Annotated in this window: 15 protein-coding genes; 13 read left to right on the forward strand and 2 right to left on the reverse strand. The window is 36.7% G+C overall.

The window, feature by feature from the left end; translation table 11 throughout:
* A partial coding sequence (locus PI85_RS24675; RefSeq protein ID WP_039391963.1) for a hypothetical protein occupies positions 1 to 225 on the forward strand: 225 nt, incomplete at its 5' end.
* A gap of 183 nt (positions 226 to 408) precedes the next feature.
* Here PI85_RS24675 and PI85_RS13505 read toward each other — a convergent pair.
* Positions 409 to 1,497: a glycosyltransferase family 2 protein gene (locus tag PI85_RS13505; RefSeq protein WP_036120299.1), complete on the reverse strand. Its 1,089-nt coding sequence runs from the start codon at positions 1,495 to 1,497 to the stop codon at positions 409 to 411.
* A gap of 164 nt (positions 1,498 to 1,661) precedes the next feature.
* Between PI85_RS13505 and PI85_RS13510 the strand changes: the two genes are divergently transcribed.
* The 6 genes from PI85_RS13510 (at position 1,662) to PI85_RS13535 (ending at position 8,244) form a co-directional block, all read left to right on the forward strand.
* Positions 1,662 to 2,633: a YncE family protein gene (locus tag PI85_RS13510; RefSeq protein ID WP_225316110.1), complete on the forward strand. Its 972-nt coding sequence runs from the start codon at positions 1,662 to 1,664 to the stop codon at positions 2,631 to 2,633.
* Positions 2,630 to 3,313, forward strand: coding sequence for a response regulator transcription factor (locus PI85_RS13515; RefSeq protein WP_036120294.1), 684 nt, complete (start codon positions 2,630 to 2,632; stop codon positions 3,311 to 3,313). Before PI85_RS13510 ends, PI85_RS13515 begins: the two co-directional genes overlap by 4 nt.
* Positions 3,310 to 4,698, forward strand: coding sequence for a cell wall metabolism sensor histidine kinase WalK (locus PI85_RS13520; RefSeq protein ID WP_008173302.1), 1,389 nt, complete (start codon positions 3,310 to 3,312; stop codon positions 4,696 to 4,698). The genes PI85_RS13515 and PI85_RS13520 overlap by 4 nt, the downstream gene beginning before the upstream one ends.
* A 3-nt stretch (positions 4,699 to 4,701) precedes the next feature.
* Complete coding sequence (locus PI85_RS13525) at positions 4,702 to 5,229, forward strand: FixH family protein (RefSeq protein ID WP_008173300.1); 528 nt, start codon at positions 4,702 to 4,704, stop codon at positions 5,227 to 5,229.
* Positions 5,230 to 5,350: 121 nt separating this feature from the next.
* A complete protein-coding gene (locus PI85_RS13530) occupies positions 5,351 to 5,923 on the forward strand; it encodes a TetR/AcrR family transcriptional regulator (protein WP_008173298.1) in 573 nt (190 codons plus the stop codon).
* A 131-nt stretch (positions 5,924 to 6,054) separates the two neighbouring features.
* Positions 6,055 to 8,244, forward strand: coding sequence for a YhgE/Pip domain-containing protein (locus tag PI85_RS13535; RefSeq protein ID WP_036120290.1), 2,190 nt, complete (start codon positions 6,055 to 6,057; stop codon positions 8,242 to 8,244).
* Positions 8,245 to 8,441: 197 nt separating this feature from the next.
* On the opposite strand, the gene yhfH is transcribed toward PI85_RS13535, so the two are convergent.
* Positions 8,442 to 8,567 (reverse strand): protein YhfH, encoded by a 126-nt coding sequence (gene yhfH, locus PI85_RS23920; protein WP_008173294.1) that lies wholly within the window; start codon positions 8,565 to 8,567, stop codon positions 8,442 to 8,444.
* 144 nt (positions 8,568 to 8,711) lie between these two features.
* Here yhfH and PI85_RS13540 point away from each other — a divergent pair, with 144 nt between their 5' ends.
* The 6 genes from PI85_RS13540 (at position 8,712) to PI85_RS13565 (ending at position 14,624) form a co-directional block, all read left to right on the forward strand.
* Positions 8,712 to 9,704, forward strand: a complete 993-nt coding sequence (locus PI85_RS13540) for a lipoate--protein ligase (protein WP_036120288.1) — start codon at positions 8,712 to 8,714, stop codon at positions 9,702 to 9,704.
* Positions 9,705 to 9,804: 100 nt separating this feature from the next.
* Positions 9,805 to 10,509: a response regulator transcription factor gene (locus tag PI85_RS13545; protein WP_036120286.1), complete on the forward strand. Its 705-nt coding sequence runs from the start codon at positions 9,805 to 9,807 to the stop codon at positions 10,507 to 10,509.
* A complete protein-coding gene (locus PI85_RS13550; protein WP_036120285.1) occupies positions 10,509 to 11,492 on the forward strand; it encodes a HAMP domain-containing sensor histidine kinase in 984 nt (327 codons plus the stop codon). Before PI85_RS13545 ends, PI85_RS13550 begins: the two co-directional genes overlap by 1 nt.
* Positions 11,493 to 11,503: 11 nt before the next feature.
* Positions 11,504 to 11,929, forward strand: a complete 426-nt coding sequence (locus PI85_RS13555; RefSeq protein WP_036120284.1) for a hypothetical protein — start codon at positions 11,504 to 11,506, stop codon at positions 11,927 to 11,929.
* Positions 11,930 to 11,941: 12 nt separating this feature from the next.
* The gene (locus tag PI85_RS13560; RefSeq protein ID WP_025116535.1) at positions 11,942 to 12,718 is read left to right on the forward strand and encodes an ABC transporter ATP-binding protein; all 777 of its coding nucleotides are present in this window, start codon (positions 11,942 to 11,944) and stop codon (positions 12,716 to 12,718) included.
* Positions 12,690 to 14,624, forward strand: a complete 1,935-nt coding sequence (locus PI85_RS13565; RefSeq protein WP_036120280.1) for an FtsX-like permease family protein — start codon at positions 12,690 to 12,692, stop codon at positions 14,622 to 14,624. The genes PI85_RS13560 and PI85_RS13565 overlap by 29 nt, the downstream gene beginning before the upstream one ends.
* Positions 14,625 to 14,631 lie beyond the last annotated feature (7 nt).

A 14,631-nucleotide genomic window follows, 5' to 3' on the forward strand; every position in this document is an offset into this window, starting at 1 on the left:
GTAGTTCCAGTAGCCCCAGTCACACCAGTAGCTCCAGTAGCGCCAGTAGCGCCAGTAGCGCCAGTAGCACCCGTAGCGCCAGTAGCGCCAGTAGAACCGGTAGCCCCAGTAATACCACCAGTAGTTCCGGTAGGTTTTACAGGCCAAACTGGACAACTTGGAATAGGCCCAGTTCTACAACAACAAGGAAAAGAATTACATTTACTACATACTCGTTTTAGATAATTTCCAAAATGCAAAGTCTCACCTCCTCTCTCAAATATCGTATTCCGAGAATTGATAGAGGAGGTAGACACATAACTATTTACTAATAGTAAATAGTAGGTTTGTTAATAAAGCTTGAAGATTCATAATGTCCTGCTAAATACTAATGGGTAATTTTTTGTCCTATTTATTCTAGCGATAGAATTACTGGTAATCAGTCTGATTAGACTTTAAGGTTTGCTCGAAATACTTTTTATTGTGTAAAACCTTTGCGTCGTTTGGGATAAAGGAGCCGGCTAATTCATTGTGTGCGTTTGCGAGTTCATATTGTTGTAGACGATCAAATAGAACACAAAGCTGTAGGTGAGGAAGCCAAGTTGAGAAGCTTTTATTTTGAAAGGGAGCGTTAGGATTTTGTTTAATAATAAGTGCTTGTTCGTACCAGAAAATAGCTTCATAATTCTTATATTGCTCCATGAAATGGTAACCTAAACGACAACAGGCCTCAGGGCGGGGTATATCATATTCAAAGCTTCTTAGTATAGCACTAAAATTGTTTTCCGGATCATTTAAATTTGAATAGCAATCCGCTAATTTAAAGCAAGCACGAATATTATCTTCCACCCAGCCAAGCTTTGACGTTAAAAATAATTCGTAATAGTAAATGGCTTCTTCAAATTGACCGTGATCTAATAGCTCATTGGCAAAATAAAATGTATCTCGTGGTGATAATGTTTCACCAGATTCAACTAATGTCTTATAAATCGTAATATTACGTGAATGGTCATGAGTTAATGGTAAGTGACTAACCGCTATATCGCTTTCTATTAATTCGCCACCTACTTCCAAATATTCGTGGACAGCACCAATCCATTGGAAGCTTTTTTCTTTCTTTACTAGTCGGTTTCTTCTTATTAAAGCATCTACATTTCCTTCACTATCGAAGCTAAGATTGTAATTCATTGAAACGGCATCAATAGTAGGGGAAAGAGAGCTCTTTAACGCCTTAAATTTTTCTTGATCTTCTTCTAAAAAAACATCGTCTGCATCTAACCAAAGAATGTAATCCATCGTTGCTTGCTGAAAGGAATAGTTTCTGGCAGCGGCAAAATGATGGATCCATTCAAAATCAAAAATTCTATCTGTAAATTGAGCAACAATTTGTTTTGTACGATCTGTTGAACCAGTATCTACAATATTGATTTCATCTACTAAATCTTTAACAGATTCAAGACATCTTCCGATGACATCTTCTTCATTTTTCACAATCATACATAAGCTGATGGAAACCACATTTTATTCCTCCTTACCATTATCCTTGTAGTATATGTATAGAAGGAAATATTGGCTGGATGAATACAATTGAATTGTGAAATGTATTTTTATGGTTTGTCATAAATTTACCTTTCAAGTTTCACCCGAATTTCACAATTGTGAAGTATAGTAAAGGGGCAGAGGTGATAACGTTGAAAAAATGGGCATTCTTCATTTTTTCTTTACTACAAATAGTTTGGTTAGCGGGTTGTACTGAAAAATCGTATGAATCGATTGAGCGTGATCGAAATTTTATAGCTTCATTAAATATTCAAGAGCCATCATTGGACTTTATTGATGAAAATGGGCATGTATTAGCGAAGTGGTTATTTGATAGAGCTTACTCAGGAGCAACATTGCTAGGGGATGATCAAGTTCTCTTATACGGACACCAATTAAATACCATCGACGTCTATACACTATCTACTGGAGAAAAGCTCTATTCTCAAAAAGTAGAGGTTGGTACAACGAATGTGTATTATGATGACAATATCAAGCAATTTTTTATAACGAATAGTAAAACTAATACAGTGACAAGCTTTGATCATGAAGGAAACGTGCTGGCCTCCAAGCGGGTAGGTAATTATCCTATGTCAATGGCATCGTATAAGGATAAGCTGTATGTGATAAATTTCAAAGATACAAAATTATCTGTTTTAAATATGAAGGATTTACAAATTGAACAGGAGTGGCCGATCCAAAAATCTTCACATGGAATAGCCATTGTAGACGAGACTCATGAACTTTGGATAGGTGGCCATGGAGAAGGAAGTAAGCCAAATAGTTCGGTTAAAAAATATGATTTGAGCAGTGGTCAATTGCATGGTGAAATAAACATGCCATTGATGCCAGTAGGGTTAAAAAAAACAAAGGATGCTGTACTTGTTGTCAGTCATGGTCATAATGAGTTATATGTTGCTGACTTTGATGGTCATATAAAATGGCAGCAGGAAGTAGGAGCAAACCCTTTTGTGGTCAATCAATTTAAAGACTATATTGTTGTCGCCGGCTATGACGATCACAAATTGCACTTTATAAAAGATGGCCAGAAGGAAAAAACAGTTGATGTCGGGAAAGGTGCTTTTCAGCTGTTAGTAAGGGAGGAAAAACAATGACAACTGTATTAATAGTTGATGATGAGCAAGATATGCGGAACCTAATAGAAATGATGCTCAATAACTCTGAAATTGAAACATTTACTGCTGCGAGTGGTACTGAGGCATACGATATAATTGTACGTGAGAAAATTGATTTAGTGCTGCTTGATGTAATGATGCCGCATGAGGATGGCTTTGTTGTGTGTCAAAGTATACGGGCTATGTCCAATGTTCCGATTATATTCCTGACAGCACGTGACGCCAATGATGACAAAGTGAAGGGTCTTACACTTGGTGGTGATGATTATATTGTTAAACCATTTACACATGATGAACTAGTCGCTAGAATTTACGCAGTATTAAGAAGAAGTGGTGCAAATATTGCAGAGCTACAGCAAAAATATGTTGTATTTGGTCCCATTAAAATAGATGAAATTGCACGTAAAGTATCGGTAGATGGAAAAAGTATCCCCCTTACTTTAAAAGAATTTGAACTACTCCATTTATTTATGAAAAATCCGGGAAATGCCTATACACGTGAGCAGTTATTAGAGCGCATTTGGGATATTGATTATGTAGGTGGGACTCGAACTGTCGACACACATATAAAAACCTTACGCATCAAGCTTGGAAAGGAAGCGGCTGCACATATTCAAACGGTCTGGGGAGTCGGCTACCGCTTTGATCCTGGCGAATGAAAAAGATAGCCACACGTATTTGGTTGTTAATTTTTGCATTTTTAATTATTACAGTTGTTTTTATGTATGTCCTCACGAATTTTTTATACCAACGCTTATATGTACAAGATACCGAAGATACAATGGTTGAGGTTGGCCTAAAGCTACAGACAATGTATAACAATGGAAAGGTAACGGATGAATTTATTGCAGATATTGAACGTTTTAACGATTATTCAAATTTAAATATATTTGCCGTAAGAAATCCACGTGAATTAAGTGCCTGTGTTCCATTTGATATAGATTATGAAACATTAATTGGACCTGAAGAAAGACAGAAATTACTTTCTGGTAGTTATGTGCAAAAAATTGGCTATGAACCTCGTTTCGATCGACAGCTAATTTCTGTCGTCTTGCCCCTTGTCGATCAAAATAGATTAGAAGGAATTATTTACATTTATTTCCCTCTAGCCAAAATTAGTGAATTAGCTAATAGTGGGGTGATTCTGTTATTTATTAGTGCTTTCATTTTTTTAGTGGTTGTAAGCTATTTAATTTATAAAGGTATTCGGCATATTATGCGACCATTAAACGATTTGCAACTTGCGGTGGAACAGATGTCCTACGGGAATTATGAGACACGTGTACCTGTAAATTCGCGAGATGAAATCGGTAAATTATCAAGCACCTTTAATAAAATGGCAGAGGCAATACAGCAAGAGGATGAAGCACAAAAAACATTTTTAGCGACTGTTTCTCATGAGTTACGAACACCAATTAGCTATGTAAAGGGCTATAGTGAAGCAATGCAAAATGGCATCATCACAGAAAATCAAAAAGAGGAAACGATTCAGCTTATTGTTCGTGAGGCTAATCGAATGGAGAGGTTGACGAATGAATTACTTCAACTTGCCAGAACTGAAAATGAACAAACAGACATTGTAGTGTATCCAATTCCTCTGGGAGAGACTTTACGAGAGGTTCAAAAAATCTTAACACATCAAGCTGATAAAAAGAACATAACATTACATTTAGATGTGGACGATGCTTTAATTATTCAAGCAGATGAGGTAAAGCTTAAGCAAATTTTCATAAATATTATTGAAAATGCTATTAATTACTCGTATGAAAATTCGAAGGTGGAAATGGTGGCTCTTGAAAAGAATGGAAGTGCACAAATCACCATCAAAGATTATGGAATCGGCATCCCACAAGAGGATATATCACACGTAACAGAGCGATTCTACCGTGTTAACAAGGCGCGGAGTCGAGCAGATGGCGGTAGTGGACTAGGTTTATCGATTGTAGAGCAATTATTAAAACAGCTACAGGGAAGATTGGAAATAAAAAGTATTATTGAAAAAGGCACAATCGTTAAGATTACATTGCCATTAATGGAGGATTAAAAAATGAAAAAATGGTTATTTGCACTAATTGCGGTTCCTGCCTTATTGGTAGGCTGTGGAGAAAAAAAAGAAGAGGCTTTACCGGAGCCAGAAGTTCCACAAATACCGGAAGTTGAAATTTTAACACCAAAAGAAGTACCACTTAATGAAACAATTGAGCTAGCGGCCCATGTTGAGCAGGGTGGTAAAAATGTTGATGACGCTGTAGTAGAGTTTGAGGTGTGGGAATCAGGGAAACGTGATGAAGGACAAATGATTGATGGAAAATTAGACAAAGATGGCGTATATAAAGCGACAACTACATTTGATCATGATGGGGTTTATTATATGTATGCGCATACAACAGCAAATGGTGTTCATAACATGCCTAAGCAAGAAATTCTTGCAGGAAGTCCCGATATGACACAAGTTTTGCCAGAAGATGAAAAGAGCAATAACAGTATGGATAATAACATGATGAACCATGATAATGGCACTTCTGACGATACTGATCAGACTGAAGAAAAAAAAGATGAAGAAAATCATCATTAAACACTTGCAATTTTTTTAAAATAGGAATATGATAATGACCAGATGACCGGAATGGTTTTCTGGTCATTTTTATGAAAGTGTACTTTTGATGTACATAACCTAACAAGAAAGGGTGTTACTAATGGATCGTAGGCAGGAAATTCTTGAAGCAGCTGCAAAATCTTTCACATTGTTTGGCTACAAAGCAACAACAATGGAGCAAGTGGCAAAGATAGCTAATGTCGGTAAAGGTACGATTTATACATTCTTTGCAAATAAAGAGATTTTATTTCAGGAAATCGCTATGTCACTAGTTCGAGAGATGAAGGGTGAAGCGGATGCAGTGTTGGATGCATCAGCAAGCTTTATGGATAATGCACATAATGCTTTAATGAAAATGCTACAGTTCCGTGAAAAACATCTTTTATTTGCGAAGTTAATAGAGGAAGAAAAAGAACTACGTACACCAGCTGTTAAACAGGTGCTCCTACGCATCGAGACAGAAATTTTATCGTATGTTGCAGAGTTAATTCAGCGACGTATTAATAAAGGTGAAATTAGAGATTGTGATGCAGAGCTGGTTAGTTACTTACTATTAAAGGCCTATCTTGCATTTGTTGTCGATTGGCATGAGTTACACGGTGATGTGATCCCTGAAGAGAAGATTCTTAATCTTTTCAAGGAGACAATCTTTCGAGGTTTAATTCTAACTTGATTCGATTTCGATATTCACTAAAGTGTCGAATCAAGTGTTCTTTTTGCAAAGGTTGAAGGGTTTATATTTTTTTTGAACAAAAATGACTGAATGACGTTTTCGGTCAAATAGTTTAGGAGTGAGGATATTATATGATTAAAGCTGAGTGGCTGAAGATCTTTAAAACAAGAAAAATGCTTGTTTCCATCATTGCTGTATTATTTATTCCAGTAATGTATGCGGGTATGTTTTTATGGGCGTTTTGGGATCCTTATGCAGGGCTTCCTAATCTTCCAGTAGCTGTTGTTAATGAGGATACTGGTGCTGAGATGGATGACGTAAAATTAGACTTAGGGGATACCTTAGTTGATAAGTTGATAGATAGCGAGCAGTTTAACTTTATAGAGGTCTCAAAAGAAGAAGCCGAAAAAGGTTTAAATAGCCGTGATTATTATATGATTCTAGAAATTCCAACAAATTTCTCTGAGCATGCTACAACATTATTAGATGACAAACCATCAAAATTGGTTATGAATTACATTCCAAACGAAGGGCTTAACTTCCTTGGTGCACAAATTGGTGAGACTGCAATGGATCGTGTCCGTGCAGAAGTAAATTCACAAGTTTCAGCAACTTACGCTGAAAAATTATTTGATTCTATCGCAACACTTGGTGATGGCTTTACAGAAGCCGCTGATGGCTCTAATAAGCTTGATGAAGGTGCCCAAAAAGTTGCGAACGGTGCAAAAGATTTAAAAGGTTATCTTGAACAGCTAGCATCAAGTACAGTTGAACTATCAAATGGTACAGATAAATTAACAAAAGGTGCTGGAGATGCTGCAAAAGGTGCGAATGATTTATCTAGTGGTTTAGTTAAACTTCAAGATGGTACAGTACAATTACAACAAGGTGCTCAGCAAGCTGCCAATGGTGCAACTAGCCTTGAGCAAGGATTGTCACAATATACACAAGGTGTTGCTAAAGTTGGGGCGGGTTTAAACACTTTAAATGATAAACAGCAACAAATTAGTGCAGGTGCAGCTTCTATTGCTGAAAATGCAGGTGCATTAAATGGTGCAGCCAACCAATTAACTGCTGGTTCTGCTAAGGTAGAAGCAGGTATTACAGCGTTATCCAACCAGTTACAAACAATGATGGCTTCAATGCCAGAGGAACAAGCAGCGGCATTAAAGCAAACATTAGCAGAGCTACAAGCAGGTAGTGCTAGTGTGCACAACGGTTTAACATCATTATCTACAGGTACAGAAAAATTACAAGCTGGTGCTAATCAAGTAAGCTCAGGTGCAGGTCAAATTGCAGCAGGGCAAGCTGAGGTGCTAGCAGGTGCTAATGCTCTAACAGCAAAAAGTAATGCTTTAGTGGAAGGTGCCAAAGGTCTACAAGCAGGTAATGCAACATTAGCTGCAAAATTAGGGGAACTAAATGCGGGTGTGAATACAGCTGTAACAGGCTCTAAAACATTGGCATCTGGTTTAAATGAATTAGCGAATGGTACAACGACATTAAATCAAGGTACATCTACCCTTGCTTCAAAATCTGGTGAGCTAGCACAAGGTTCAGCAACACTTGCAGATGGTTCTACAGAACTTGCTGACGGTACGTCTACATTATCAGGCAAATTAGGTGAGGCAAGTGAAAAAGCAAATGAAGTAAAAGCTAATCAAGACACTTACGACATGGTAGGTAGTCCAGTTGAAGTTGAAAAAGAATCAGTCAACCATGTTCCTAACTATGGTACAGGTTTTGCACCATACTTTATTTCTCTAGGTTTATTCGTAGGTGCATTATTAATTTCAATTGTGTTCCCACTTGTTGAACCAGCTATTCGACCAAAAAATGGTGCATCTTGGTTCACAAGTAAAGTGACTGTTTTAGCAGTCGTAGGTTTAGTGCAAACAGTACTAACAGTAGTTATTGTTAAATGGGGTCTAGGACTTGAAGTCAATAACATGGGCTACTTTATCTTAACAGCATTATTAACAAGCTATGTATTTTTAGCATTAATCCAAATGCTTGTTTCGATCTTTGGTGATCCAGGACGTTTCATGGCAATTGTTGTATTGATTTTACAATTAACAACAAGTGCAGGTACTTTCCCACTTGAATTAATTCCATCACCATTACAAGTATTTAACAAACTATTACCGATGACTTATACGGTTCAAGCATTTAAATCAAGCATTTCTACTGGCGATACGTCATTCTTAATGCAAAACTATGGAGTTTTAGCTGGCTTCTTAGTAGCATTCTTAGCCATCACATTCGGTTATTTCATGCTACTGCATAACAAACGTTACTCTAAAATAGCTGAGGAAAACTAAAATAGTTGAAGCACTCACCAACTGAGGTGGGTGCTTTATTTGGTTTTAAACGCCAAAAAACAACAGCTGATATGAGCGTATCAGCTGTTGTTTTGTAAGTGTAAGAGATTTAATTAAAGGTTCATCATAATATGATGAAGTTGTCATTATGACTACGTGTGGGGCACGTAAATGACAATTACAGAATAGGCAAATGCTTATAGGTGGTTACATTTTTCACAAGTGTTGCAGTAGCATTCACTTTGTTCTTCAATTTTTTCACCGCACTCTGTACATTGCTTAGCAGGTAAATTCTTGAAAAATTCAACTACGTTTTCTAACATTGTGGACTCCTCCTTTAAGTTCATCTGTACTATTACTGTTCTGATATTTTCTAGTGTATTATAACAGATGCTTTTCGTCAACACAAAATGCCTAATTTGCGTTAAAATAAATATGGATATTTTGTGAAGGAGGAAACGTAAACTATGATTTTCGTTGATAATAAAGGGATCCATGATCCGCGTGTTAACCTTGCTATTGAGGAGTATTTACTTAAAACAATGGATGTTGAAAAGGAGCCAGTGCTACTTTTCTATATTAACCAGCCGTCCATCATTATTGGTAAAAATCAAAATACCATTGAAGAAATTAATACGGATTATGTAGAGGATAATGACATTATTGTTGTTCGCCGTTTGTCTGGTGGTGGAGCCGTGTACCATGATTTAGGAAATCTTAATTTCAGTTTTATTACAAACGATGATGGCGATAGCTTTATGAATTATAAAAAATTCACGCAGCCAGTAGTAGATGCTTTGGCAAAAATGGGTGTGAATGCAGAGCTTTCAGGACGTAATGATATTCTTGCAGAGGGGCGTAAAGTTTCTGGAAATGCCCAGTTTTCTACACGAGGCCGTATGTTCAGCCATGGTACGTTGATGTTTGATACTGAAATAGATGCCGTTGTGTCAGCCTTGAAAGTCAAAAAGGATAAGATTGAATCTAAAGGAATTAAATCCATTCGTTCTCGAGTTGCAAACATTTCGGAGTTTTTAAAAGAGAAGATGTCGATTGAAGAATTTCGTCTTGAAATTTTAAAATCCATTTTCGATGGCGAAGCAAACATTCGTTATTATGAACTGACGGATCAAGATTGGGAAAATATTCATAAGCTTTCAGCAGAACGCTATCAAACATGGGAATGGAATTATGGTAAATCACCGCGCTTTAATATTCAAAAGACGCACCGTTTCCCAACAGGAGGCATTGATATTCGCCTTGAAGTTAATCATGGTGTCATTGAAGAGGCACATATTTTTGGTGATTTCTTTGGTGTAGGGGATATGACTGATATAGAACAACGCTTAGTTGGGACAAACCATGATAGAACGGCTATAGCAGAAGCATTAGCAGATATTGATATTCCTACATATTTTGGTGGAATTTCAACAGAAGACTTTTTACAATTAATTTATTAAGAAAAATTCGATTTCATGTAATGATTTAGCCTAAAGGTTCGCTGACAATTATGTCGTCGAACCTTTTTTTGATACAATATAGTTAGAAAGGAGTGTTGATATGGAAAAGCATCGAATATTCATAGTTGAAGATGATGTGAAGATTGCATCATTACTAGCGGAAACGCTTAGAAAATATCAATACGAAGTTGAAACCATTCAAGAATTTGATCATCTTATAGAAGAATTTACAGCATTTAATCCACATATGGTGCTGCTTGATATAAATTTACCTTCATATGATGGCTACTATTGGTGCCGTCAGCTACGTCAACATACAACGTGTCCGATTATTTTTATTTCTGCTCGCTCAGGGGAAATGGACCAAATTTTTGCACTTGAAAATGGGGGCGATGATTTTATTACAAAGCCCTTTAATTATGAAATTGTCTTGGCTAAAATTCGTAGTCATTTGCGTCGTACATATGGTGAGTATGCTACAAGGCAAGAGGAGCGGACAATTAAGCAAGGGCAGCTTATTCTTCATTTAGAGAGGATGGAGCTGCATAAAAATGATTTAGAAATCCCACTCCAGAAAAAAGAGTGCATTATTTTAGAATTGCTTATGGGGAATGCCCCGAAAGTAGTAACACGGGAGCAACTATTAGAGGAACTTTGGGATGATCAAGCATTTGTCGATGAAAATACGTTGAATGTGAATATGACTCGCGTCCGTAAAAAATTAGCGGATTATCAAATTGCATCAACTATTGAAACTGTGCGTGGCGCAGGCTATCGATTCATATTGAGTGCAGGTGAATTATAGTGGGCTGGAAATTATTTTTACGTGATTATGCATCATTTATTGTATTTCAGCTCTTATTAGTTGGCTTCATCATGGTCTTATATGGACTAGATGGATTCAGAAATATCGATACAGCTATATATTCCTTTTGTATCAGTCTTGTGCTGCTCTGTTCATTTTTACTTGTTCGCTATTTAATGCGGCAACGTTATTTGTTGAAAATATCCCAGCTACCAACAGCCATGGAGGATGTGTTACAAAAAAACGCCAAAACGCCAGAAGCAATGCAATCAGAGAAATATATGCATGAGCTATATCGACTCTATCAACATGAGCTGCATTCATTATACGCTAGTCAAAAACGTCATGATCAATTTATGAATCAGTGGGTGCATCAGATGAAAACACCCATATCTGTTATAGAGTTACTGCTGCAGGATGATCGTCCTCTTGATAAGAAAAATGTACAGGAGGAAATTGATCGTTTACGTAGAGGCTTAGACATGGTGCTTGTAAATGCACGATTAGAAAACTTCGAAGATGATATGCAAGTAGAACAGGTTGCATTAAAGTCCATAGTGACTGCAACTGTTAATGAGAATAAACGTTTATTTATTACGAAAAGAGTATTCCCTGAAATTCATATTGAAGATGATCTTATTGTGGCGAGTGATTCGAAATGGCTTCGCTTCATTCTCGGTCAGTTTGTAACCAATGCAGTGAAATACACATTTGAAGCCAATAAAAAAATAGTCATTTCTGCTATTAAAAAGGATGATTATGTACAGCTAGCCATTTGCGATGAGGGAATTGGTATTCCAGCTTCTGACCTTTCACGTGTTACGAAGGCCTTTTTTACTGGTGAAAATGGGCGGAAAACAGGAGAGTCTACTGGGATGGGCCTTTATTTAGCCAAGGAAATTTGCGAGAAGCTTGGACATGAATTGGCTATTTCATCAGAGGTAGGAAAAGGGACGATTGTTACAGTGACTTTTACAAATTAGGGGGAGCTAGGATGACAGAAGTAAGCATTGAAGGCTGGCTATTAAATATCGATAAAGAGAAAACAAAGTCTCTTTTTATGACACATTTGCAAGAGGGCGATCAAGTATCTTATCAAAATTTCGTCATGGCAAATGAAGTGCTAAATGAAGATCTACTGCATTTTTCAAATATCCTTGGGTTAAACTTACAACAACCAACATTATTAAATGCGTTTCCTGTTGATGGTCAACAGATTATGTATAGTGGACATTACACTGTATATGGTGACATTCTCGAGGGAGAAATGGATGCCTGGGATGTCATTATAGGAGAGCATTGTTTTAGTTTGGTAGCGGAAGAGTCCGTTTTAGGATTAACAGAGCCCCATTTTCAAATCGGCTTTGAAGTTGTATTACAGTGGCTTTTACCGCAATCATTAGAATTAATGAAGAAATAAGGTGAATTTAGCATGCCTATATTACAAATTAAAGATGTGACAAAAGTTTATGAAGGCAAGGTCACACATCGTGCCTTAAATCAATTGAGCTTTGAGGTGGAAGAAGGCGAATTTTTAGCAGTTATGGGCCCTTCCGGAAGTGGTAAAACAACATTATTGAATATTATTTCTACTATTGATGAACCAACGAGTGGAGAGATAATTTTAGATGGCATGAATCCTCATAAGCTTAATGCAACGGAGCTAGCCTACTTTAGAAGAAGGCAGCTAGGCTTTGTCTTTCAGGACTTCAATCTTCTGCATATGCTAACAGTTGAGGAGAATATTGTGTTGCCGTTAACATTGGACCAGCAACCATTAGAGGTAATGGAGGAACGGCTGGCTAATATTGTCGATAAGTTAGATTTGACACCCTTCTTGCACAAGCGTCCAAATGAAATTTCGGGTGGACAAGCACAGAGAACAGCCATAGGTCGAGCACTTATTCATAATCCAAGTCTCATTTTAGCAGATGAGCCAACAGGGAATTTAGATTCGAATTCTTCACGAGATGTACTTGAACTTTTAACGAAAGTAAATAAAGATAAACGCACGACGATTGTGATGGTCACGCATGATCCAATTGCAGCAAGTTACTGTGATCGAGTGCTATTCATAAAAGATGGCGAATTTTTCAATGAAATTTATCGAGATGACCGTCGTCAAATGTTTTTCCAACGTATATTAAATGTTTTGAGCTTACTAGGAGGAGGGCAAGTAGGTGACCTTTCGACAATTCGCTTACCGTAATGTCGTACGGAACAGCCGGATATATGGTGCCTTTTTCATGGCGAGCTTTTTTTCTGTGGCTGTATTTTTTATCTATTCAATGCTGATGTTTCATCCTGATATTGAACGCGGAATATTAGGAGAAGTATCACTTATTGGCATGGTGGGTGCTGAAATTGTACTCGTCCTTTTTACGTTATTCTTTTTATACTATTCTATGAGTGCCTTTTTAGAGGCTAGATCACATGAATTTGCGATGTTATTGCATCTAGGAATGGAAAAGCGTCAGATGAATAAACTTGTCTTTCTTGAGACAATGATTATTGGGGCAGGCTCCATTATTGTAGGAATTGTTTTTGGCTTTTCTTTTTCAAAATTCTTTTTCATGATTGTACGGGAAATTTTACATTTGGATGAGTTACCATTGTATGTTTCTTGGCAGCCATTCCTACTGACAATAGGCGTATTCACAAGTGCCTTTGTCGTCATTTCTTTTATTAGTGTATATTTTACACGAGAGAGGAAATTACGAGATCTAATTAAAGGTAGCGATTATTTAAATAGTTTAACAACCTATTCCAAAATTCGGGCTATATACGGTATTACTTTAATTTTAGGGACGTATATTCTCGCGTTTGTTGTAGGACATACGTCTTTAATAGGACTCACGCTATTAATACCATTTTCAGCAACATTTGGTACTTATTATTTTTTCAGCGATTCCGTTCCGTGTTTTTTAGACTTAGCACGAGGTAAACGTAAATTTCATTGGCAACGCTATCGTCTGCTCTCACTAGCTGAGCAAACTCATATTATGATGGATAATGTGAAAATGTTTTTTGTTGTTACTATGGTTTCCACACTCGCATTTTTATCTGTAGGTGTATTAGCGACAATGTCTTCTTATACAACCCAATATGATCGTTTAAATCCATTGGGTTTAGTTTATAAGGGCGATATTGATAATCCTTTTGAGCGAGAGCATATAAATTCTTTGCGTCTGCAATTAGAAGAGAAGGGGTTATCCTATCAGCTGTCCCGCTTTGTTGTTGTTAAGCAAACATCTTCTTTCACGCAAAATGAAGTAGAGGTTTTTCGTGAGTCTGATATGAATGTCTTGCTATCTTCCTATAGTTATCCACTTCTAAATCTTGATTCCGGTGAAGCGGTATTTATTCCTTATTCAGAGGATTCACTAAAAAAATTAAAAAATAGAGTTGTGCATACAGTGCTTGAAGAAAATTCGATACCAATTACGATTGATAGTGTTTATCCTAAGATTGTATTTCCTGGTTCAATTGTAAGCGTCAACTCGATCGTTATTAGTGATGAAGATTTTGCAAAGCTTATTCTTCCTATTTCTGAGAAAAACATTATTCAACCAAGCTATCATTTATTTACATTTGTTATTCCACAGTGGATGGAAACGAAGGAAGTCGGTAAGGACATCGATTATTTAGAATCCAATTTATATTTTCTTAAAAAGGATAAATTCAGTCCATTTTACTTTGAAAATGCCGGTTTAAATTATTCTTATATATTAGCTACCTACTCATTATTTACATTAGTGGGAGTTCTAGTGGCTACCGTATTCTTACTGGCTGCAGGAAGCTTTATCTATTTTAAATTGCATACATCACTAGAGAGAGAAAAGCGTAAATTTGATGTTTTAATGCGTATGGGTTTAACGGATATAGAGTTAAAGAAGCTTGTTAACCGCCATTTATTTCCTCAATTTTTCTTACCATGGGGCGTTGCTATGATGCACAGTGCCTTTGCGTTTCTAATGGTACAGGGCATTTTGAAAGATATCGCGAATATTTCTATTGTAAAAGAAGTATTCTTTGCTTTTGGCTTTTTTGTATTAATTCAAGTAGTGTATTTTTATTTAATTCGTTGGCGATACATTTCTCATATTCGTTCGTAATGTATTT

The organism is Lysinibacillus sp. A1 (assembly GCF_000801965.1).
In the GTDB taxonomy this organism is placed as follows: Bacteria; Bacillota; Bacilli; order Bacillales_A; family Planococcaceae; genus Lysinibacillus; species Lysinibacillus fusiformis.

Coding starts and splice junctions, on each gene's coding strand:
- PI85_RS13515 (WP_036120294.1), top strand. CDS start 2,630: ATGACAACTGTATTAATAGTTGATGATGAGCAAGATATGCGGAACCTA.
- PI85_RS13520 (WP_008173302.1), top strand. CDS start 3,310: ATGAAAAAGATAGCCACACGTATTTGGTTGTTAATTTTTGCATTTTTA.
- PI85_RS13525 (WP_008173300.1), top strand. CDS start 4,702: ATGAAAAAATGGTTATTTGCACTAATTGCGGTTCCTGCCTTATTGGTA.
- PI85_RS13530 (WP_008173298.1), top strand. CDS start 5,351: ATGGATCGTAGGCAGGAAATTCTTGAAGCAGCTGCAAAATCTTTCACA.
- PI85_RS13535 (WP_036120290.1), top strand. CDS start 6,055: ATGATTAAAGCTGAGTGGCTGAAGATCTTTAAAACAAGAAAAATGCTT.
- yhfH (WP_008173294.1), bottom strand. CDS start 8,567: ATGTTAGAAAACGTAGTTGAATTTTTCAAGAATTTACCTGCTAAGCAA.
- PI85_RS13540 (WP_036120288.1), top strand. CDS start 8,712: ATGATTTTCGTTGATAATAAAGGGATCCATGATCCGCGTGTTAACCTT.
- PI85_RS13545 (WP_036120286.1), top strand. CDS start 9,805: ATGGAAAAGCATCGAATATTCATAGTTGAAGATGATGTGAAGATTGCA.
- PI85_RS13555 (WP_036120284.1), top strand. CDS start 11,504: ATGACAGAAGTAAGCATTGAAGGCTGGCTATTAAATATCGATAAAGAG.
- PI85_RS13560 (WP_025116535.1), top strand. CDS start 11,942: ATGCCTATATTACAAATTAAAGATGTGACAAAAGTTTATGAAGGCAAG.